The following is a 20,745-nucleotide window of genomic DNA, read 5'->3' as shown; positions in this document are numbered from 1 at the left end:
TCCCCAGTCCCTAGTCCCTACGATTAATTCAGAAATCAAATCAGATTGCTATAGTGTTCCCTGTTAAACAACTAATAATCTCACGCAAAATTGCAAAAGTTTTTTCGCAACTAACCTGTTAGAAGCAGGCATCTAGATATCTACGTGTTTATGAGGGAAATATAAAGAGAACTCATGATGCAGCATTTTGCAACTAGATGAGGTATATTTATCCCCAACCCTCACGCTATTTGCTTCTCTCTTCTCTAAGATGACGATCGCGATCGCACGAGTAGGATATTTCTCTACCTCATATTGGCGTAGCCTCTGTCTTTGCACCCTGTTCGCGATCGCACGAGAAGTTGAAATTTGCTGCATATTTGGGCAAATTATCGGAAAATACTGACAATAATTTACAAGACTCGTCACATATCACAATTATTTTGGTTTGTAACAGTAAGTAACTAAAAATTCGTAATTTTGTCCGGCTTGAATAAAATACTATTCTTCTATTCTTTAAAAAAAAAGATGCAATGTAATGATTGCGTGTTTATACGCTAATTTAAATCTTGGCAACTACAATCAGGTATATATTTTTGTTAACATTTCAAGAAAATTCAAGTTAAGTAACTTTCAAGACAAAAATGTGTCAATAAAAGTAATCAAATGTAGTTAAGGATACAAATTCTTGGTGTTTAGGAAGAAAAAAAAGTGTTGAAGAAAGTTGTGATGATTGGAGCTATCACCCTACTATTTTTAGGAGGGCCGTTGATGGGCAATGCTTTTGCCCAAACCCCAACTGCTGCCCCACCTACTGCTGATACTGGAGACACAGCATTTATGCTGATTTCAGCAGCACTTGTGCTGCTAATGACACCAGGATTGGCGTTTTTCTATGGTGGATTTGTGCGATCGCGCAACATCCTAAACACATTGATGATGAGCTTTGTGTTAATGGCAATCGTCGGAGTTACCTGGATTCTGTGGGGCTATAGTCTTGCCTTTGCGCCAGGTTTACCATTTATCGGTGGATTGCAATGGCTGGGTTTGAATGGTGTCGGATTAGAGATAACCGATTATCTCAAAGGATCAAACCCGCCAGAAGTCGTCTCTTATGCCGGCACAATACCCCATCAGGCATTCATGATTTACCAAGCCATGTTTGCCATTATCACCCCAGCCTTAATTTCTGGGGCGATCGCAGAGCGGATGAGTTTCCGCGCCTATTCGCTGTTTGTCCTCCTGTGGTCAACCTTTGTTTACGCTCCCCTAGCCCACATGGTATGGGCGAAAGGTGGATTCTTGGGTTTGTACGGTGGATTGGGTGCCCTCGACTTTGCAGGTGGCACAGTAGTTCATATTAGTTCTGGCGTTTCAGCCTTGGTAGCAGCGATCGTCCTTGGGCCTCGGAAAACCCATCCCGATCGCCTTAGCCCGCCCCACAACGTTCCTTTTATTTTGCTGGGTGCTGGCTTGCTGTGGTTTGGTTGGTTCGGTTTCAACGCTGGAAGTGCCCTATCTGCTGCCAGTGGAACTTCTGGTAATGTAATAACAAATTTAGCAACAACAGCCTTTGTTGCTACTAATACAGCGGCGGCGGCGGCGGCTTTAATGTGGCTAATTTTGGAAAGCGTTTTACGAGGTAAACCAACCGCCGTGGGAGCAGCTACAGGAGCCGTCGCTGGTTTGGTGGGTATCACCCCCGCCGCCGGATTTGTCACACCGTTATCAGCGATTTTAATTGGTTTCATCACCGCCTTTGTTTGCTTCTATGCGATCAGTTTTAAGCACAAACTAGAAATTGACGATGCTTTAGATACTTATCCCGTGCATGGGGTTGGTGGTACAGTAGGGGCGATTTTGACGGCTATCTTTGCCACGACTCAAGTCAACGGAGGAGGTAAAGATGGAGTACTGCGTGGTAATTTGGGTGAATTGGGAGTTGAACTAGTAGCAATTGTCGTTGCCTATGTAATCGCAGGTGTTGGTACATGGATTATTCTCAAAGTTATCGATGCTACAGTCGGGCTGCGAGTCAAAGAGGAAGCTGAATTGCAAGGTATGGATATCAACGAACACGGCGAAGAAGGTTACAACTCCGAGTTTGGCGATCGTCCTACTCAATAGAGAGTGCTGAGTTAGAAGTTGGGAGTTAGGGGTTAGGAGTTTAGAGTTTGGAGGAAAGAACTTTCTGTTTGCTTCCCCAATCCCCAATCCCCAATCCCCAATTCCCAATCCCCAATCCCCAATCCCCAATTTAAGATTGTGTAATTTGCGATCGCTAGCGTTAAAATTTGATTCAAATAATTGGTAAATTTCGCTAGTCGTGTCTACATCTCTTAAAACCTTTCCTATCTGGGCATTTTTCTCGCTGTTAACCAACGGCATCCTAATGTTGGCGGTCATTCTGCTCATTTGGCAACAGCAGAGATTGGCCGCTTTTTTTGGGATAATCGCATCCCCACAGCCAATCAACCTGAATAATTCACCGCAAATTGCTACACCTGATTTAGGTCGCCGTCACCAACTCACTTATCAAGAGTGGATAGATATCCTCAACCAAGAAGCCAAGGTTGCTGCTGACCAACATCCTCCGCATTTAACTATCCTGGCGGGAGATTCTTTGAGTTTGTGGTTTCCCCCTGAGTTATTACCCGAAGGTAAAAATTGGCTCAATCAAGGAATTTCTGGCGAAACCAGCAACGGACTCTTAAAAAGATTAAAAATATTTGACCGCACCCAGCCAGAGGTGATTTTTGTAATGATTGGCATTAATGACCTAATTCGGGGCATGAGCAATGCAGAAATTTTAGATAATCAGCGGCAAATTATCAATTATTTACGAAAGACTCATCCCACAGCGCAAATCGTTGTCCAATCGATTTTGCCACATGGGGCAGAAGAAGCAACTTGGAAAGGACGAGATAAACTATTGGCTGTTGCCAACAGTCGCATTCGCGAGTTGAATCAGCAAATACAAAGCATATCTACCAAAAAAGGTGTCAAATACCTCGATTTACATCCCCTGTTTACCAACAAGCAAGGAAATCTCCGCCGCGAATTTACTACTGATGGCTTACACTTAAGTCCTGAAGGCTATATGGTTTGGCGTTCTGCATTGCAGATTTATAGCGAGATTGAATTAAAACCCCAGCGTCAACGTCCTGCGAGAGAAAAAGGCTAAAGCCCAAAAAGAAGTAATATCTTTGAAGACAACTCTGTATCAATCGCGTCTAGGCGCGAGAAAATAAGAAATAGTGAGTTTAAGTAGATAAATCTAATGGATACAAAAGCTTTTAAGCGCAACCTCCAACATTCAGAAAATTACAATCGCAAGGGCTTTGGTCATCAAGCAGAAGTTGCCACGCAGTTGCAATCTGAGTATCAGAGTAACTTGATTCAGGAAATTCGCGATCGCAATTACACTCTGCAACGGGGTGATGTGACAATCCGACTAGCACAAGCCTTTGGCTTTTGCTGGGGTGTAGAACGGGCTGTGGCCATGGCCTATGAAACTCGTCAGCATTTCCCCACAGAACACATCTGGATTACTAACGAGATTATCCACAACCCTTCTGTAAATAAGCGGATGCAGGAGATGGAAGTAGAATTCATCCCCATTCAAGAAAAGAATAAAGACTTTTCTGTTGTTGGAATTGGTGATGTGGTCATATTACCCGCTTTTGGGGCTAGCGTTCAAGAAATGCAGATACTTCACGATAAAGGCTGCAAAATTGTTGATACAACTTGCCCTTGGGTATCTAAAGTTTGGAATACAGTAGAAAAACACAAAAAAATCGATTATACATCAATAATTCACGGTAAATATAAGCACGAAGAAACAGTTGCGACTAGTTCCTTCGCTGGCAAGTATTTAATTGTGTTAAATTTGCAAGAAGCACAATATGTTGCTGACTATATTATCAATGGTGGCAACCGTGAAGAATTTCTGACAAAATTTGCTAAAGCTTGTTCAGCAGGATTTGACCCCGATCGCGATTTAGAAAGAGTTGGCATTGCTAACCAAACTACCATGCTTAAAGGCGAAACTGAGCAAATCGGCAAGCTTTTTGAGCGGACTATGTTACAGAAGTATGGCCCCACTGAGTTAAATCAGCATTTCCAAAGCTTCAACACCATTTGTGATGCCACTCAAGAACGGCAAGATGCCATGTTGGAATTAGTGGAACATAATTTAGATTTGATGGTAGTAATTGGTGGGTTTAATTCCTCGAATACTACTCAGTTGCAACAAATTGCCTTTGAGCGAGGAATTCCTTCTTACCATATTGATACTGTTGAACGCCTTAAATCAGTATCTTCTATTGAACATCGGCAATTAAATGGGCAGTTAATAACTACAGATAACTGGTTGCCTGATGGGGAAATTGTTGTAGGCATTACTTCTGGTGCTTCTACACCTGATAAGGTAGTAGAAGATGTAATTGAGAAGATTTTTAGATTAAAAGCAACGGCAGCACTAGTTTAAAAGTTCTCAGAGGGACTTTCAAATAAAAACATCCAACTACTTATGAGGTGGGCAGCATTCGACTGAACGTAGCCAAAGTCTTGCCCGCCTTACAAAAGTATTTTTGCTGTATTATGCAGACTGTAATAGATCGTTAGACCTCTTGGCATTTGTGCTTTTTGCACTCTTGGGGAAAAGGTTTTGGTTAAAGGAAAAGGGGACAATACAGAACCTTTTCCCCCTTCCCCCTTCTCCTTTTCCCGACAAATGCCAATAAGTCTATTATCTCCGGCTTTGCTCCTGGATTCAGAATAGCTGAATTCTTCTTCAATTGTTTGCAATTGCCAAGATAATGAGTGAGGTACAAGAACTGCATCCTTAACCTCTCTTTGCAAGCGAGGAAAGGACTATAATGTACCTTCACTACGATGAGGAAATACTATATTTATTCACACATCACGCGTTTTGAAAAAATTATAGATAGCAAGGCCAATAGCTAAAAGCAACACTGCATGAATGAGATTTCCGGCAATATGAAGTGCCAGTCCTAATGCCCAAAAAGCAACCAGTATAACAACAATACCCCAAAGTATACTCAACATATTATTTGTTCTGAATTAAATCAGTTTTAATTTGTTCAAATATTTTACTCCCTAGCTTCACTTTTATCCATTTGCCTGAAGAAAGATTACTTTGAGTGATGGCGCACAGTCATTTGCTATGCTTAATCTTTCGTTACTATTTAATTAGATAAAGATAACGGTTTTGAACTGTCAGTTAACTGCCCCCATCACTATCTCAAGCAACAGGATTGCTTTATAGTCGGAGTCTGCGCGAGTTGCGCCATAATTGCCACTAATCAACCGCAACCGTCGTGCGATCGCCTGCAAGCTGGCAATTATTGAGTCACGTCCAAAAACGGCAACAAACCAGGGAATACCAGCAGCAGGCATCCAAAATTGACAGTAACTTTTGTAGGCATTTTCAATTAACTAATCTGTGGTTTTAATTTCCCGGTTTCCAACAAGCGGCAAGTTTTCTTTAACTAGCTATTTTGGTAATTCTGGCATGATTTTAGAGATTTGCAAGAATTAACGCTTCTAGCCATTGGGATAATAAATATCTCTACCGAAAGAACTATAAAAATTTCATCACGATTTCATTATTGGATGAAATCTTTAAAGGATAAATTCAGTTGCATGTCTTTCTTCAGCTAGAGATAAATTTTATAATATTTTTGATATTGATTGATTTATGCAAGACTCATATTGAATTTTTGCAAAGCTAGTACATAATAAGTACAAAGTCTGTTGAATATGTCTAGTCAAACCGATGTACAAGTACAAAGAATTAGAGCTATTGGCTTAACAGTGACAAACTGCGTAGGCGTAGCCCGTCGTAGACATCGCTCTTTGGATTTCTATACACAAGCACTTGCTTTTGAATTAGTTTCTGACATTACTGTTGAAGGACAGGATTACAGCGATTTAGAAGGTGTGACTGGGGCAAAAATTCGCATTGTCACTTTGCGATTAGGTGATGAATTTATCGAGTTGATGGAGTATCTTAATATTCAGGGTAAATCCATCCCCAGCGATTCACAAAGTAATGATTTGTGGTTTCAACATATGGCGATTGTAGTGAGTGATATGGATCGTGCTTATGCTCACTTGCGTTCATTTCCCATTGAACCAATTTCAGTTGCTCCCCAGACAATACCACCTGAGAATAAAGCATCTGGTGGTGTCCGCGCTTTTAAGTTTAAAGACCCTGATGGTCATGATTTAGAGTTAATTTGGTTTCCGCCTGATAAAGGAAAAGATAAATGGCATAAAAATAACCATAGCTTGTTTTTGGGAATCGATCATAGTGCAATTGCAATTTCCAATACCGAGCAGAGTCTACACTTCTACTGCGACCTTTTGGGAATGCAAATTGATAGTCGCAGTCTCAACTGGGGTGCAACCCAATCTCGCTTGGATAATTTACCAGGAGCCGAAGTCAAAATTACAGCATTGCGACCTGTTCAAGGTGGCGTAGGAATTGAACTGTTAGACTATATTGTGCCTGAAAAAGGCCGCCCAATGCCGAGTAACTGGAAAAGTTGCGATATTGCACATATCCAAATTGAATTAGTTGTAAATAATCTTGAGCAGTTAGTGGATAAGCTACGGCGTAACGCAGTTGAGTTTGTATCGTCGCGGATTGTACAGTTTGCAGATAGTACAAGTCCTTATCGGCAAGGTTGTTTAGTTAAAGATCCTGACGGACACGCAATCTTGCTAATTGCGGAATCTTGATGTGGGAAGCGGTAGGTCGTTGATTGGCTATAATGCTTGTAGTGAGTAGGACATAAATAAAAATGTCAGAAAAAACTTTCGATATTGCTTACTTATCTGATAATTTACTTGAGTTATTATCAGATATCCAAAATAATGTTGAAATTACGCTAACTCGTCAAGGGGTTCCTTGGGCAAAGGTTTTACCTCTGTCTCAAGCAGAGTTTATAGTTGAAAAAGCAAGTTTAAATCATGGCTCGATGGTGATGATTAGTGAAGATATCTTAGAACCCAGAGTTGCAGGTTTTTGGCAAGGACAGGTTAAGATTTCTGATGATTTTGATGAAACTTCCGAAGAGGTGATTGCTGCTTTTTATGGGGAAGATTAATGAGTTTTCTGCTAGATACTCATATCCTGCTATGGTTTTTAGAAAATGATTCTAAGTTGTCAAATCAGATACGAGAGATAATTACTAATCCTGAAAATTTAATTTTTGTCAGTGCTATTAGTGCTTGGGAAATTTCGATTAAACAGTCTTTAGGAAAGTTAATAGCTCCTAGTAATTTAGAGGAGGCTTTGCACTTTAGTCGATTAGAAGTTTTAGCGATTACGTTGGCACATGGAATAAAGGTTGCTGATTTGCCAATGTATCATAAAGATCCTTTTGACCGGATGTTAATTGCTCAGGCTTTGGTAGAAGGTCTAACGATAATTACTGTAGATCAAAAGTTTAAATTTTATGATGTGGCGTTGTTAATAACTGAATCATAAATATGATGATTCACCTTCCAAAAATCATAGTATCCAGCGAATAAGCACCAGGGCCTAAAACTGCGATCGCAATTAGCATAACGCAATACATAAAAGCCTTTTCCCAACTTGGGGGTTCACCTTGTCCTAAAGCACCTTGATATTGTTCTTGAGGAATTAAGTATGGATCTTGAGCTACAAAAGGCTTACTTCCAGAGATGTGCAAATATATCGCAAAAATCATTGAGCAAAGAATGGGCAAAGTTGCTAAGAGTGTGAGGAATCCAATAATCAGAAAAATTCCGCCACCTAACATTGATGCAGCTGATAAAAAGCAAAGAAAGACAGGCATTTTTAGAGACTCAGCCCACCGTCGAAGATGCGTTATTTTGGGATAGCCGTGTAATATAAACAACCAGCCAAGGCTAACTCTGAGAAGTAAAAGTGCCAATCCTGGGAATCCGTCAGGATACACCGGAGAAAGTGAACTTAACAAGTGTGGACTCAGCTGTGGGAAATTAAATGCAGCTAGTAAAAAAACGAGTTCCTTCGGAATAGCTTTGCTTAACGCTACACCCAACCCAAATTGATAAATCATAATTGTACACCACGGGTATTTAGGTCGATAACATATAACGAATGACCGGCTGTGATAAATAAGCGTTCACGAAGTGTCCCTGAAAGGAAATCGCCTTCTTTACCACCGAAAGTCAGGTTAGCTGATGTCTCCGGTACAAAAATTTTTCCTAAGCGAGTTCCATCGGGGGCGTATATCTGCACGCTATCTTGAGAGGTAGTAAAAACATTGCCATATTCGTCAACCCGCAGTCCATCCGGTTGTCCTGGCTCAATGACTGCAAATACACGCCCATTCTTTACATAGCGCTTGCCTACAACCTCATAGACGCGAATATGATGAGGCCCCCCAGGAATATTAAACGCGGCTGTATCTGAAACATATAAAAGGCTTTCGTCTGGACTGAAAGCCAACCCATTAGGGCGCACCATGTCTGTTACTACAGGATAAATCTCAGCAGTTACCGGGTCAAAGCGATATACGTAACTTCCGGGTTGTTCCTGTTCGCCGCCGTAACCTTGATTTGGCTCGGTAATCCCATAAGGCGGATCGGTGAACCAAATTGTGCCGTCGCTTTTGACTACCAAATCATTTGGACTGTTCAGGCGTTTGTTTTGGTAGCGATCGACTAAAACCTTCCATTCACCGTCTTGTTCGCATCGGATAATAGCACGCAAACCAGAGGAACACGCAACCAGACGACCTTCCAAGTCTCGATAATTACCGCTTTGGTAATCAGATGGATCTCGTAAGACAGTCACATTGTCAGTGGGACTCCACCGCAACAGGCGATTGCCGTGAGCATCACTCCATACAACACTGTCATCTTCATGGAAGTAAACAGGCCCCTCGCTATGGACTGCACCGTTGGCAAGCTTTTGAAGTGAGGCTCCTGGGCGTACAATAGCACGCAGGCGATCGTCATAAATCTCAATGGCTTCAGGCATAGAAATCTTCTGTTATTTAACTTGGCTACTGACGATAAATAGCAGGTCTAAATTAATATTAAAATACTGTAAGTGTATATTTAATATCGTGTAACAAAATGAATGTAAAATTTCTAGCTATTTTCATCAGTTACTAAATACAAAATTGAAGTTAGTTATTACAAAATCAAGTTTATTTTTTTACTCTCAAATAACATTGCACCATAGATATAGATTGCACCAAAACAAACTATTTTTGTTAACAGCAAAAGTATTTATATTAAAAACTAAATATTTTTCAGACAATCAAATTGCTGGTTTAGCAAAAAATGTCAAGTTAAATTTATTTGTTAATTTTCTCAAGATATTATATGGCTAATTCACATAATAGAAAGAAAAAATGAAATTAAAATGAAATATTAACCTGTCTTTAGACATAAATAAATATTAACCCATTAGAAAGAAGCAAAATTGTAGTTAAAGCTTTAGTCTAAGCATAAGAATCTGTCTTTAGAGCTATTTAAATTTTGATAAAACTTATAAATTAACTTAAAATATTGCCAAATTACTTTGTGGCATCAAATAAATTAAATCGTAATTAATATGAAATTACTAATTATCAATTATGACTAGCATCACGGAACATTACGACATCATTATTATCGGTACAGGAGCCGGTGGAGGTACATTAGCCCACCGCCTTGCACCCACAGGTAAAAAAATTCTAGTACTGGAAAGAGGCGACTTTTTACCGAGAGAGAAGGCTAACTGGAATCCAGAGGAAGTCTATCAAAAACATCGTTACCATACACATGAAGAATGGTATGACAAAGAAGGTAAAGCCTTTCAACCTCAGACAGGCTACTGGGTTGGTGGCAATACCAAACTCTACGGTGCAGCCCTAATTCGATTCCGGGAGCGAGATTTTGAAAGGGTAATTCATAAAGGAGGAATTTCTCCAGAATGGCCTTTGAAGTATCAAGACTTTGAGCCATACTACACCCAAGCAGAAAAGCTGTATGACGTGCATGGACAGGAAGGAGAAGACCCCACCGAACCACCTCGCAGCGAACCATATCCCTATCCGCCAGTGAGTCATGAGCCAGATATGCAGTCCCTTGCTGATGGCATTCGGGAACTAGGTTATTACCCATTTCATTTACCACTAGGATTAAAGCTCAATGAAAGCGATCGCACCAAGAGTCCCTGCATTCGCTGCGATACTTTTGATGGATACCCTTGTCTCGTACACGCAAAAGCCGATGCCGATGTCAACGCCATTCGTCCGACTCGTGAAAAGTATACCAATGTTACTCTCTTAACTAATGCCAAAGTCTTGCGGCTGCATACCAGTGAGTCGGGGCGAGAAGTGACGAAGGTAGAAACTGAAATTGCAGGAGAGCAACATTGGTTCACAAGCGATATTGTGGTTGTTGCCTGTGGTTCTGTCAACTCAGCGGCTTTGCTGTTACGCTCTGCTAATGACAAACATCCCAACGGATTAGCAAATAGTTCCGATCAAGTGGGGCGGAATTTCATGAAACAGTTGGAAACAGCCATAGTTTCCATACATCTAGAGGTGAATCACGCCAACTTTCAAAAAACGATCGCTGTCAATGATTTTTACTGGGGAGAGCCGGATTTCCCTTATCCGATGGGCATGGTGCAGAATACAGGTAATGTCCTAGCTGATATGATTCCCGGAGAAGCACCGCCACTGATGGCTCCATTTGTCAAGCTGATTCCTCATTTTGAGCGCCATTTGCTGGCCGAGCGATCGGTTGGCTGGTGGTTGCAAACAGAGGATTTACCAGACCCGAATAATCGGATTCGGGTGGTAGGCGACAAGATTCATGTTGACTATACATTGAATAATATTGAAGCAAGCGATCGCTTAATTCACCGATGGACATCTGTACTCAAGTCAATCCCTGGTTCTGCTAAACACGTCTTGCCATTTAGCATTTATCCCCGCACTCGTATACCAGAACAAGCAGTTGCTCATCAATGCGGTAGTTGTCGATTTGGCACAGATCCTAAAACCTCAGTCCTGGATCTCAATTGCCGTACTCATGATGTCGAGAATCTTTATGTTGTAGATAGTAGTTTCTTTCCGTCAAATTCGGGAGTTAACCCCACGCTCACGATTATGGCAAATGCTTTGCGCGTTGGCGATCTGCTTACAGCAACGCTTCCCTAACGCATAGCTGAACGATTGAAGTAGAAAGCTAGTACACCTGAGCCAGAAGTAGTTTCATGCTGATTATAGTTTCAAGGAGAAACAGATTATGAACGAAGAACACTCTACTTCTAACCAAGAACATGAAAATCAAACGCCCCCAAATACTCATCCTATTGCAACAGGATTGGGAGCAGCTGGAGGCGGAATTGCCGGAGCCGCACTAGGCCGCTCAATTGGTGGTAAGGTTGGTGCTGCAATTGGTGGCGTTGCAGGTGCGATCGCACTTGGAGTTGCAGCCAATGAACTGGCAGGATACACCGAGCAATTCATTGAAGAACTCCAGCCGACAGTAAGCTTAGGATTAGGAGCCGATCGCAAACCAATTGAATTACCTAGTCACTATAGTTGGGAAGAACTACAAGCACTATCAAAACCTCAAGGGGAAAAAATCTAGAACCGCAAAGTTTGCTAGAGAATGAGTTCGACAAGCCCTTTTTTGACCTCTCCCCCAACCCCTCTTGGACACCCAGAGGAAAGCCAAAACCCTAATTATCTCGTTGCTCCTCCCTTTCCCCGTGGGAGAGGTTCATCGAACTCACGTTCAATTACATCGAGGATAACGATTAAACAACCACAAAATTATTGTTCGTTAGTGACAACCCAGGAGATAATCCGGCAAATTGTACCTGAGTAAATGCGCCTGCACTACCATCAGAGTCAAAGAACAATGCACCTGTAGTGGAGTTATAAATAAATCGCTGGCTACTAGTAGTTGCGGATTCTCCAAGTGTAAACTGACTTGCTTTAAGTACACCTGCTGATAAACTGCCACCAAAACCAGCAGCCGACACCTGAATTATTTCATTCGGTTCATTAACCGCACCGAAATCACGTATCAAATCGAGACCTTCATCGAAACTATTGAAAACAAAGGTATCAGTACCACCTTCTCCAAAGAGGCGATCGTTACCCTTGCCACCGATGAGGATACCATCGCCACTGCCACCTGTGAGAGTATCATCACCATTACCACCTATGACGGTGTTATTACCAGTCGCACCAGAGGCGATCAGGGAATCATTACCATCGCCCCCATCTAATATGTTGGCATTTGAACTGCTGACATCTAATGTATCGTTACCAACACCACCGTTGAGGGTGTTATTACCTGAGGTATAAGAGGCGATCAGGGAATCATTACCGTCGCCCCCATCTAATAGATTATTGCCTGTTGAACTGCTAACATTTAATGTATCGTCACCAACACCACCGTTGAGAGTGTTATTGCCAGATACGCTACCCTGAACGTAATTTCCGAATTCATCTTGAATGTAACTCAAGACCTTTAAAGAATCGTTACCATCGCCTCCATTGAGGAGGTGATCCCCTGTTGAAAGACTAATATCTAAGAAATCTTCACCAGCGCCGCCATCTATTGTATCGTTACCATTGCCTGAGCGGAGCGTATCATTACCAGTGCTTCCGACTAGATAATCATCGTAGTTTGTACCTGTGATATTTAATTGTTCGATATTCTTGTAACTAAACACTGTTGTGTCCGGCGTTGTTGAAATTACTACAGTGTTATTAGTAGGGTTGAAAGTCGAAGTAATTCCGGTGGTAGCACTGCTATAACTCAAAGACAAAAAGTCGTTACCTGTTCCCCCGTCTACTGTTTGAGTTACTAACGTCGATAGGGAGCCGAAATTAAAGGAATCATCGCCATTGCCACCATTGAGGATATTATTGCGATCGCCACCATCGAGAGTATCATTGCCATCGCCCCCATTGAGAGTATCATTGCCATCACCACCCCTCAAAATGTCATTGCCACTTAAGCCTTCAATAATGTCATCACCTGCTTGACCATTGATGACATCATTGGAATTGTCAAATCCACTAACATTGTTGTCTAGGTTGTTTAGGAAGGTGACTGTATTTTTTTTAAAGACAGTGTTTTGGGTGAAGTTGGCATCGAAGACATCAAAGCTGTCAGCGATCGCAGTTTGCCCATAAAACAGAATATTGCCCAAATCTACAGTCGCTCCAGTAGATTTGGTGAGGTTATCCAAGTTTTCCAGAGCAAAGTTTTCCAGGATGAATCTGGTATCACCATACCCTTGAAAGCTGATTTCTAAACTTGTGCCATTCTGGGTAAGAAGCAAATTTTTGGCAGTGAAACCACTATTGTCCTGGAATATCAAAGTATCCACTTCGGCAATGACTGCTGCTGTCGGGTTTATTCCTTCACCTACTCCAGTAAAATCGGCGATTGTATAAGTGCCAGTATTAATCGGGTCTGTGCTTCTTACGCCATTCGTGTTGTCTCCGATTAAGCCTTTGTAAACAAATTTATCCTTACCACCGCCGCCTGTGAGGCTATCTTTACCACCACCGCCTGTCAGGCTATCATCGCCATTACCACCGTTGAGGGTGTTATTACCAGTGGCACCAGAGGCTGTTAGAGTATCATTGCCATCGCCTCCAGAAAGCAGGTTCTTGCCAGATGACCGAGAGCCGAAGTAGGAGTCCGAATATTGGTAAACATAGCCAGAAATGTCTAGAAAATCATTGCCATCGCCTCCAAAAAGCAGGTTATCGCCTGACGATCCACTAGCGCTCAAGGTATCATCACCAGCACCACCGTTGAGGGTGTTATCGCCTTCTGAGCCAGAGATAGACGCTGAATACTCCCCACTGCTTCCACTCCCAGAGATGGAAAGAGAATCATTGCCGTCGCCTCCATCTAAGAGGTTATCGCCAAATGAACCGCTAGCATTTAAAGTATCATCACCAGCACCACCGTTGAGGGTATTATTGCCTAAAGAGCGATCGTCGTAGTCTGGTGCGTAGGAATAGTACTTGTAGCTGCCAGAGGCTGTTAGAGAATCATTGCCATCGCCACCATTAAACAGATTATTGCTTGAGGGAGAGTCAGCATACAGAGTATCGTCACCAACACCACCGTTGAGGGTATTATTGCCTGCACCACCCCTCAAAATGTCATTGCCACTTAAGCCTTGAATAATGTCATCACCCCCTTGACCATTGATGACATCATTTGAATTGTCAAATCCACTAACATTGTTGTCTAGGTCGTTTAGGAAAGTAACTGTGTTTTTTTTAAAGACAGTGCTTTGAGTGGAGTTAGCATCGAAGACATCAAAGCTGTCGGTGATGGTAGTTTGCCCATAAAACAGAATATTGCCCAAATCTACAGTGGCTCCAGTAGATTTGCTGAGGTTATCAAGGTTGGACAGGGCAAAATTTTCCAGGATAAATCCGGTATTACCAAACCCTTGAAAGTTGATTGACAAACTTGTGCCATTCTGGGTGAGGAGCAAGTTTTGAGCAGTGAAGCCACTGTAGTTCTGGAAACTTAGGATATCTACTTCGGCAATGACTGCTGCTGTGGGGTTTATTCCTTTACCTACTCCACCGAAATCGGGGATCGTATTAATGTAGTTTGAGCCGCCGTAAAGAAATATATCGTTGCCACCGCCACCAGTTAGAGTGTCGTAGTTATCGTAGTAATCTAAAGTGCCCTGTAGGGTGTCGTTACCGCTGGTTCCAATGATAATTGCCATAAGTTTTTCCTACCTGGATCGATTTTTGGAGTAACTTTAGTTGTCAATAATCGAGTTAATGCTGTTTGATGGCACAAATAATCTGCCAAAAGTTGAAGCTTTCGGCATACCTTATTCAGTCTTTAGATAGAGTCGCAAATTGTTCATTAAAGACTTCCTTTTTAATTCACTGGCAAACATTACTATCCGAGTATTAAGGACTATCTAAGTCTTAAGCACTGGACAAAATTTAGTTGGTTTGTCAACGCATAAGTCTTACTAGTTTCAAAATAGGTAGGGGACACTTGAGACAGTACAAAACAGGAAATCTTTATAAATTCGTTATCAGCGTAGCTTGCCGCCGTAGGCCTCGCCTTTGAAAATTCTATCTGGAAATAGGAAACATCAAAATAACCCAACAATAACTAAATACCGAATATTTACTTAGATGTCTATCTTTTAAAAAAATCTTTGCATACTCTTCATATTCATAATCGTTCAAATAATGGGGGTAGGAAAGTGATGTCTACGGCCGCAAGCTACGCAAACAATGGTAATCAAAATCTGATAAATTAAGTACACCAAGATGCTAAATATATATAATACTTTATGAGTAATGGTATAAAAAAGCTTGCTGTTGCTAAACCCAAGCGAGTTGCGATCGCAATCTTTTCTTTCACCGTCCTCGTTTACAGCCAAGTTGCATCAGCTGCCTTAACTTTACCCCTACGCAGCAAGAAGGGGATGGTGGTTTCAGCCCATCCCCTAGCAAGTGAAGCGGGAATTTTGATGTTACGCAAAGGGGGTAATGCAGTGGATGCAGCTGTAGCCACAACCTTTGCTCTTTCTGTAGTTGAGCCTTTTTCAGCCGGAATCGGTGGCGGCGGATTTTTATTGATGCACTCTGAGAAAACTGGCGAGATGAAAGCGTTAGATTTCCGCGAACGCGCACCCCTAAAAGCCACAAAAAATATGTATCTAGATGCAGCAGGAAAGGTGCGTCCGAATGCAAGTATTAATGGTTATTTGGCAGTAGCGACACCAGGAACGGTGGCGGGACTTTATGAGGTGCATCGCCGCTATGGTAAGCTTTCTTGGCAAGAGGTGATGAAACCTGCGATCGCACTCGCTAAAGATGGCTTTATTCTTGGCAATGTGCTGACTCAAAGGCTGAACCAGCGCCAGGAAGCAATTCTCAAGAATCCCGCAGCGCGAGAAATTTTTACTCGCAATGGTGAATTTTATCAACCAGGCGAGAAGTTAGTGCAGCGCGATTTGGCACGCACTTTAACAGCAATTACCGAAAATCCCCAAAGTTTTTACACCGGAAGTATTGCTCGCGCGATCGCTTCTGATATGGTAAAAAATGGTGGTTTAATTTCTCTGGAAGACCTGAAAGCCTACAAACCAATCTGGCGCACTCCTGTTTGTGGCAACTTCCGCAAAGCTAAAATCTGCTCAATGCCACCACCATCATCAGGAGGCGTTCACCTATTGCAGATTTTAAATATTATCGGTGACACCGATCTAAAATCTTTGGGATGGCATCATCCAGACGCGATACATTTAATGGTAGAGGCAATGAAAATTGCTTATAGCGATCGCTCAAAATATTTAGGCGATCCTGATTTTGTCAAAGTCCCTGTACAAGAACTGCTCAGTCCAGCTTACGCCAAAAAACGCCGTCAAGAAATTAATATGCAAATGGCTCGACCCTCCACCGAAGTCAAGCCAGGAGATTTAAATTCAAAATGTCTGCGTCTTCCTTCATCCCCTTGTCTTCCGCACGAATCTCTCCAAACCACTCATCTGAATGTTGTGGATGAACAACACAACGCCGTCAGTCTGACTTTCACCATTAATCTCAGTTTTGGTGCTGGTGTGGTGACACCGGGAACTGGAATTATTCTCAACAATGAGATGGATGATTTTGCCGCTGCGCCAGGAGTGCCTAATGCTTTTGGTTTAGTTGGTAACGATGCCAACAGCATTGCACCCCGCAAAACTCCTCTATCCAGTATGACTCCCACAATTGTCACAGAAAATGGTCATTTTCGGATGGCGGCGGGTGCGCCTGGTGGTAGCACCATCATCACCCAGGTTTTGCAAGTAATCCTGAATGTGCTGGAATACAACATGGATGTTGGTGCGGCTATTTCTGTTCCACGCATACATCATCAATGGCTGCCAGATGAGTTGCGCGTTGAATCTTGGGGCTTGGATGCTTTGACTTTGCAAGACTTACGCCGTCGGGGGCACAAAATTAAGGAAACTACTCCTTGGGGTAATGGTAACGCGATCGCTATTACATCTGATGGAATTTTAGAAGGAGCCGCCGATCCTCGCGGCGAAGGTTCCCCCAGAGGTTTGTGAGGAAGACGCCAGGACGCAAAAAATAACTAATGACAAATGACAAATGACAAATGACTATTGATTTTGGATTGTTGACTCTGCGTAGCTACTGCTGCCAAACTCGTTTGCCCGTGCGCTAGGTACTAGTGTCCAACCTGCTTTCAAAAGTTTTTGATAAGTTGCCCAACCTTTAGAGCCACCTGGTATTTGATAATCTGGGACTGCAAAATGTCCAAAAGCTGTGTAAGGACGCCAAGGTTGATTGGGTTCTGTCTGCAAATACAAAATTTTCTCTCCATCGCCACCAGACTTAGATAACCAGCACATTTGTCGATGCATTGCAAACTCCTTTGCTTTTAGCTAATGATGCATAATAGCTTATCTTTGTCAAGCTAATTATCACCCTTGGGGATAATTTTTGCCTAGTACTTTAGACAAAATGTAATTAAGTTCTATCCACTGCAAGATAATTGCTTAATAACTTATAGCCTGGAAGACAGCTGCTAACGGGACATAAAGATAAACAGCCTTGGCTCACCTTGTTTATTGGGTGAGATTTTTCTCATGTTATCCGCGTTTTTTGCGATCGTGTGTAACAATCACTACTATTTTGGCTGAGGCTCGGAATTAGACTATTTGTTTTTCTGCTGAGATATATAAGCGCAGATTCTAGAAGTTATACCAATTTGAAAAAAGAATGCGACAAATAGACCATTTGTAGAGACGCGATTCATCGCGTCTTTACCCAAGGATGTGTTGCAATCATTAATTGAATTAGTATTAGTTATAAATCGTTGATTAAACACTTTGAGCAAACAATATAAAATCTATTTTGATGTTGGTTGTATACAATCTTCCGTTTGATGACGAGAAACAATTTCGTATTTATCTATAAGCTAAATTTAAATCCCCGACTTTTTAAAAAAGTCGGGGATTTGAGCAAACAAGTTGGGTTATTAGGAGGATGGAGCATACAACTTATCGCCGACAATTTCGCGAATTGTCTCTACTAGTTGGCTGTATGCAAAGTTAGATAAAACTGGTTGTGTTGTTTGCAACTGAATTTCTCGATCTAAATCAATCCATGACTTGCAGCCAGCGTATTTGGCGTAATAGGGAATTTCTTGCTCAAGCGGTAGTTTATATGTCCGTAGGAGGAGGATATAAAGGGGCTGACGTGCCTTCCATTTGAGGCGATCGCTAATAAAATGCTCGTTCCAAATATGGAAGGGAAGTAAGTTGTTGACAATAGATTCGTCACTACAGGGCAAAATATCTGTAATTTCAGCCCAACTACCAATGCGAACTGTTTCAGGATGCCAGCCTGATGTTACTGGATAGACGTTATTGGCATATTCAGCTTTCAGCATGAAAGCTTGTTGATGTTCATAAGTAGGATAAAGCAGAATTTGCTTGTGAGCAACTTGGAAATGTCCATTTCGTTCGTGGATACCGCCTTTGCGGAGCAACATAATTGTTTTGCCACTTTCCAAGGCATTTATGGCAACTGCCCATTCTTTGAGAGCATGAAAAGTTGTAGTCAATTCCATCGGCATCTACTGTAACTCTGATTTAATTTGAAGCTAAGACTGATAAAGTGTGAACCTATCCAAGGCAATAAATTAGGAAAGCGATCGGTGTTTCCAATTTTTCTGGCGTCCAGTTAGCAAAAACAGCAAGTTATAGACGTATTGATAGTTTACAACCACCCTATTCTTTATTCTGGAGACAGGTAGAACAAGATGCATTGCCCTATTGTATCGAAAACAATATTTCTATCCTTGCTTATTCGCCTTTAGTACAGGGGTTGTTAACAGGAGATTTGCTCTCAGTCATAAATTTGACCCAATAGATAACCGTGCTAAAAATAAACTGTTTCAAGGCGAAACTTTGAACTTGCCTAACAAGCGCTAGAAAAACTGCGTCCTATAACTCTTCTTAATAATTGTACCCTTGTTCAGTTAGCTTTAGCCTGATTAATTGATCAACCTCAAACAAACGCACAGACGCGTCATAGCGGCTTGTCGCCAAATGCATTAGCCGCCCAAATCAAGCTTTCTACAGCCGAATTGGCAGAAATTGATGCCATTAGCAGTATTGTCACCGATCGTCTGGATGACAATCAGATTATGTGGAATTGATGACAATGTAGTTTTGTTGCGATGCTTAATCTATCTAAGATCCCTTTAACTTTCTTCAAAAGAGAGTTGGGGATCAAATTTATGGGCTAGATTGCAAAATCTAACAAAACATCAACTTTCGTAAACCAAGGGTTGCAACTCACAAATGTAAGTGATAATTTAGATAGTAGGACACAAAACAAAATAAACCAAACAAAAGGGTCAATGACTTAGTGTCCCCTCGTCATCAGCCCAAGCAAATTTCAGCATATCAAATGTGATAAAAGTGGCAAAAAGCCTAATGTAGAAGGCAAAGCCAAATCCTAAAGCGGAAAAACGCAAGAATGCTGAGTTTGTTAGTTTTTTTAGTCCACCCTAGTTATTAACCTTCAGTTAGTTAATCAGTTTAAAATTTGAAATCTGTAAACTCGATAAAACCTGGTCAACCTCGACCAGGTTTTTGGCATTTTATTGTAATATGATTTTCTCAGTACGGCAGAGATTATGGGTGGGGCTTTGTTGGGTTGAGCGACAGATAAACCCAACCTACATCAGTATAATTTTTAGTCTTAGCTGAACTGTATTAAAGCGTATTGGACTCTAGCTAATTTTCCAGCAGCGAATAAAATAAGACAGCAACATATCCTGCGAGGAAAATTTGATGAAAAATTATCGCTTTTTAACTAAGATTACTACAATTATGATTGTAGCTGCACTTTCTTTTTCTTGTAAATCTTCTGTTAGTAAAAATGCAGAACAGGCAAAAGCAACTGAGAAACCGAAGCCAGAACAAAATCTTATCTATGGCGATTTAATTATTAAAGAACAATCAGATTATCTAATGATTCCTGTTAGTCTTGCAGAACAGAATGAAGATAAAGGAGTTGATTTAAACCTTTCACGTTCTTATGAAAAGGAAAGAAATAATCAATTGTATAACATCATCTTTTATCAAAAGCAAGGTGGTGAAGCTCATCTTTTATTAAATAAAAAAGCCATTGTCGCTTCCTTCGATTTATTGGAAGTAAAAGCGGCTAACAAGCCTAATACAAGAGTTTGGTTATATAAAATCATTGACCAAGATACAAATATAGATAAAAAACTTAATAGCGAAGATGCTACTATTGGCTATCTTTCTGATATATCAGGTAAGAACCTCCAGCAAATTACCCCAAATAATACTCGAATCATCAGTTGGGTTGTTGTTCCAGGTCAAAATGCAATTTTTCTAAAAATTCTTAAAGACTCGGATAATGATAAAAAGTTTACAAAAGAAGATAAAACAAATTTTGTGAGGGTTAACCTCGATAAAATCGGTATGGGAACTGAGATTATTAGTGACCAAATAGAGCAAGAAATTAAATCTTACGTTTTTAAATAATTAAATAAGTGTATTTTAAACTTGACAGGGCAAATTTTAGCTGGTAATGAACCGCTAAAATTCCTTTGCTCTTTAGCGATCGCCTTTTCTACAGGTGGATTCGTTCATATTTTGATAGCCATCAACAAAAATTGCCAAAACTAATCCATAAACTTGACAATTAT

18 protein-coding genes and 1 pseudogene are annotated in these 20,745 nt (G+C 41.2%); 11 read left to right on the top strand and 8 right to left on the bottom strand.

The features are described 5' to 3' along the window. Positions 1-132: 132 nt before the first annotated feature. Positions 133-357, bottom strand: a complete 225-nt coding sequence (locus RMZ95_RS31050) for a hypothetical protein (RefSeq protein ID WP_322683657.1) — start codon at positions 355-357, stop codon at positions 133-135. Between the two features lie 351 nt (positions 358-708). Here RMZ95_RS31050 and RMZ95_RS31045 point away from each other — a divergent pair, with 351 nt between their 5' ends. From RMZ95_RS31045 to RMZ95_RS31035, 3 genes are all read left to right on the top strand, one after another. Beyond that, positions 709-2,106: an ammonium transporter gene (locus RMZ95_RS31045; protein ID WP_409884227.1), complete on the top strand. Its 1,398-nt coding sequence runs from the start codon at positions 709-711 to the stop codon at positions 2,104-2,106. A 199-nt stretch (positions 2,107-2,305) separates the two neighbouring features. Next, positions 2,306-3,163, top strand: a complete 858-nt coding sequence (locus tag RMZ95_RS31040) for an SGNH/GDSL hydrolase family protein (RefSeq protein ID WP_322670166.1) — start codon at positions 2,306-2,308, stop codon at positions 3,161-3,163. 96 nt (positions 3,164-3,259) lie between these two features. Further along, on the top strand, positions 3,260-4,468 hold the full coding sequence (locus RMZ95_RS31035) for a 4-hydroxy-3-methylbut-2-enyl diphosphate reductase (protein ID WP_322683659.1): 1,209 nt from the start codon (positions 3,260-3,262) through the stop codon (positions 4,466-4,468). A gap of 428 nt (positions 4,469-4,896) precedes the next feature. Here the strand turns inward: RMZ95_RS31035 and RMZ95_RS31030 are convergent, their stop codons facing one another. Together RMZ95_RS31030 and RMZ95_RS31025 are read right to left on the bottom strand one after the other, a co-directional pair. Further along, complete coding sequence (locus RMZ95_RS31030) at positions 4,897-5,049, bottom strand: lmo0937 family membrane protein (protein ID WP_322670168.1); 153 nt, start codon at positions 5,047-5,049, stop codon at positions 4,897-4,899. A gap of 171 nt (positions 5,050-5,220) precedes the next feature. Next, complete coding sequence (locus RMZ95_RS31025) at positions 5,221-5,400, bottom strand: hypothetical protein (RefSeq protein ID WP_322670169.1); 180 nt, start codon at positions 5,398-5,400, stop codon at positions 5,221-5,223. 363 nt (positions 5,401-5,763) lie between these two features. Between RMZ95_RS31025 and RMZ95_RS31020 the strand changes: the two genes are divergently transcribed. From RMZ95_RS31020 to RMZ95_RS31010, 3 genes are all read left to right on the top strand, one after another. Next, a complete protein-coding gene (locus RMZ95_RS31020; RefSeq protein WP_322683660.1) occupies positions 5,764-6,747 on the top strand; it encodes a VOC family protein in 984 nt (327 codons plus the stop codon). Between the two features lie 62 nt (positions 6,748-6,809). Beyond that, positions 6,810-7,115 (top strand): hypothetical protein, encoded by a 306-nt coding sequence (locus RMZ95_RS31015; protein ID WP_322683661.1) that lies wholly within the window; start codon positions 6,810-6,812, stop codon positions 7,113-7,115. Then, the gene (locus RMZ95_RS31010) at positions 7,115-7,498 is read left to right on the top strand and encodes a type II toxin-antitoxin system VapC family toxin (RefSeq protein WP_322683662.1); all 384 of its coding nucleotides are present in this window, start codon (positions 7,115-7,117) and stop codon (positions 7,496-7,498) included. Before RMZ95_RS31015 ends, RMZ95_RS31010 begins: the two co-directional genes overlap by 1 nt. Before the next feature lie 10 nt (positions 7,499-7,508). Here RMZ95_RS31010 and RMZ95_RS31005 read toward each other — a convergent pair whose 3' ends face one another. Together RMZ95_RS31005 and RMZ95_RS31000 are read right to left on the bottom strand one after the other, a co-directional pair. Continuing rightward, positions 7,509-8,075: a DoxX family protein gene (locus RMZ95_RS31005; protein WP_322683663.1), complete on the bottom strand. Its 567-nt coding sequence runs from the start codon at positions 8,073-8,075 to the stop codon at positions 7,509-7,511. Next, positions 8,072-9,001, bottom strand: a complete 930-nt coding sequence (locus tag RMZ95_RS31000) for an SMP-30/gluconolactonase/LRE family protein (protein WP_322683664.1) — start codon at positions 8,999-9,001, stop codon at positions 8,072-8,074. The genes RMZ95_RS31005 and RMZ95_RS31000 overlap by 4 nt, the downstream gene beginning before the upstream one ends. A 604-nt stretch (positions 9,002-9,605) precedes the next feature. On the opposite strand from RMZ95_RS31000, the gene RMZ95_RS30995 reads away from it, so the two are divergent. Then, positions 9,606-11,180 carry a GMC family oxidoreductase gene (locus tag RMZ95_RS30995; RefSeq protein WP_322683665.1) on the top strand — a complete coding sequence of 525 codons (1,575 nt, stop codon included), beginning with the start codon at positions 9,606-9,608 and terminating at the stop codon, positions 11,178-11,180. An 88-nt stretch (positions 11,181-11,268) separates the two neighbouring features. Further along, complete coding sequence (locus RMZ95_RS30990; RefSeq protein ID WP_322670176.1) at positions 11,269-11,616, top strand: hypothetical protein; 348 nt, start codon at positions 11,269-11,271, stop codon at positions 11,614-11,616. A 169-nt stretch (positions 11,617-11,785) separates the two neighbouring features. On the opposite strand, the gene RMZ95_RS30985 is transcribed toward RMZ95_RS30990, so the two are convergent. Beyond that, positions 11,786-14,749 carry a calcium-binding protein gene (locus RMZ95_RS30985; RefSeq protein ID WP_322683666.1) on the bottom strand — a complete coding sequence of 988 codons (2,964 nt, stop codon included), beginning with the start codon at positions 14,747-14,749 and terminating at the stop codon, positions 11,786-11,788. 588 nt (positions 14,750-15,337) lie between these two features. On the opposite strand from RMZ95_RS30985, the gene ggt reads away from it, so the two are divergent. Further along, a complete protein-coding gene (ggt, locus tag RMZ95_RS30980) occupies positions 15,338-17,101 on the top strand; it encodes a gamma-glutamyltransferase (RefSeq protein WP_322683667.1) in 1,764 nt (587 codons plus the stop codon). 54 nt (positions 17,102-17,155) lie between these two features. On the opposite strand, the gene RMZ95_RS30975 is transcribed toward ggt, so the two are convergent. Together RMZ95_RS30975 and RMZ95_RS30970 are read right to left on the bottom strand one after the other, a co-directional pair. Continuing rightward, positions 17,156-17,419: a hypothetical protein gene (locus tag RMZ95_RS30975; protein ID WP_292785151.1), complete on the bottom strand. Its 264-nt coding sequence runs from the start codon at positions 17,417-17,419 to the stop codon at positions 17,156-17,158. Between the two features lie 617 nt (positions 17,420-18,036). After that, complete coding sequence (locus tag RMZ95_RS30970) at positions 18,037-18,636, bottom strand: DUF1802 family protein (RefSeq protein WP_322683668.1); 600 nt, start codon at positions 18,634-18,636, stop codon at positions 18,037-18,039. A gap of 71 nt (positions 18,637-18,707) precedes the next feature. Between RMZ95_RS30970 and RMZ95_RS30965 the strand changes: the two are divergent. Both RMZ95_RS30965 and RMZ95_RS30960 read left to right on the top strand, forming a co-directional pair. Continuing rightward, positions 18,708-19,221: pseudogene (locus tag RMZ95_RS30965) on the top strand (aldo/keto reductase); the annotation flags it as partial. Positions 19,222-19,861: 640 nt separating this feature from the next. Then, positions 19,862-20,581 (top strand): hypothetical protein, encoded by a 720-nt coding sequence (locus RMZ95_RS30960; RefSeq protein WP_322670180.1) that lies wholly within the window; start codon positions 19,862-19,864, stop codon positions 20,579-20,581. Positions 20,582-20,745 lie beyond the last annotated feature (164 nt).

The organism is Nostoc sp. DedQUE07 (genome assembly GCF_034530975.2).
Lineage (GTDB): Bacteria > Cyanobacteriota > Cyanobacteriia > Cyanobacteriales > Nostocaceae > Nostoc.
This window is presented reverse-complemented; position numbering and strand designations above follow the sequence as displayed.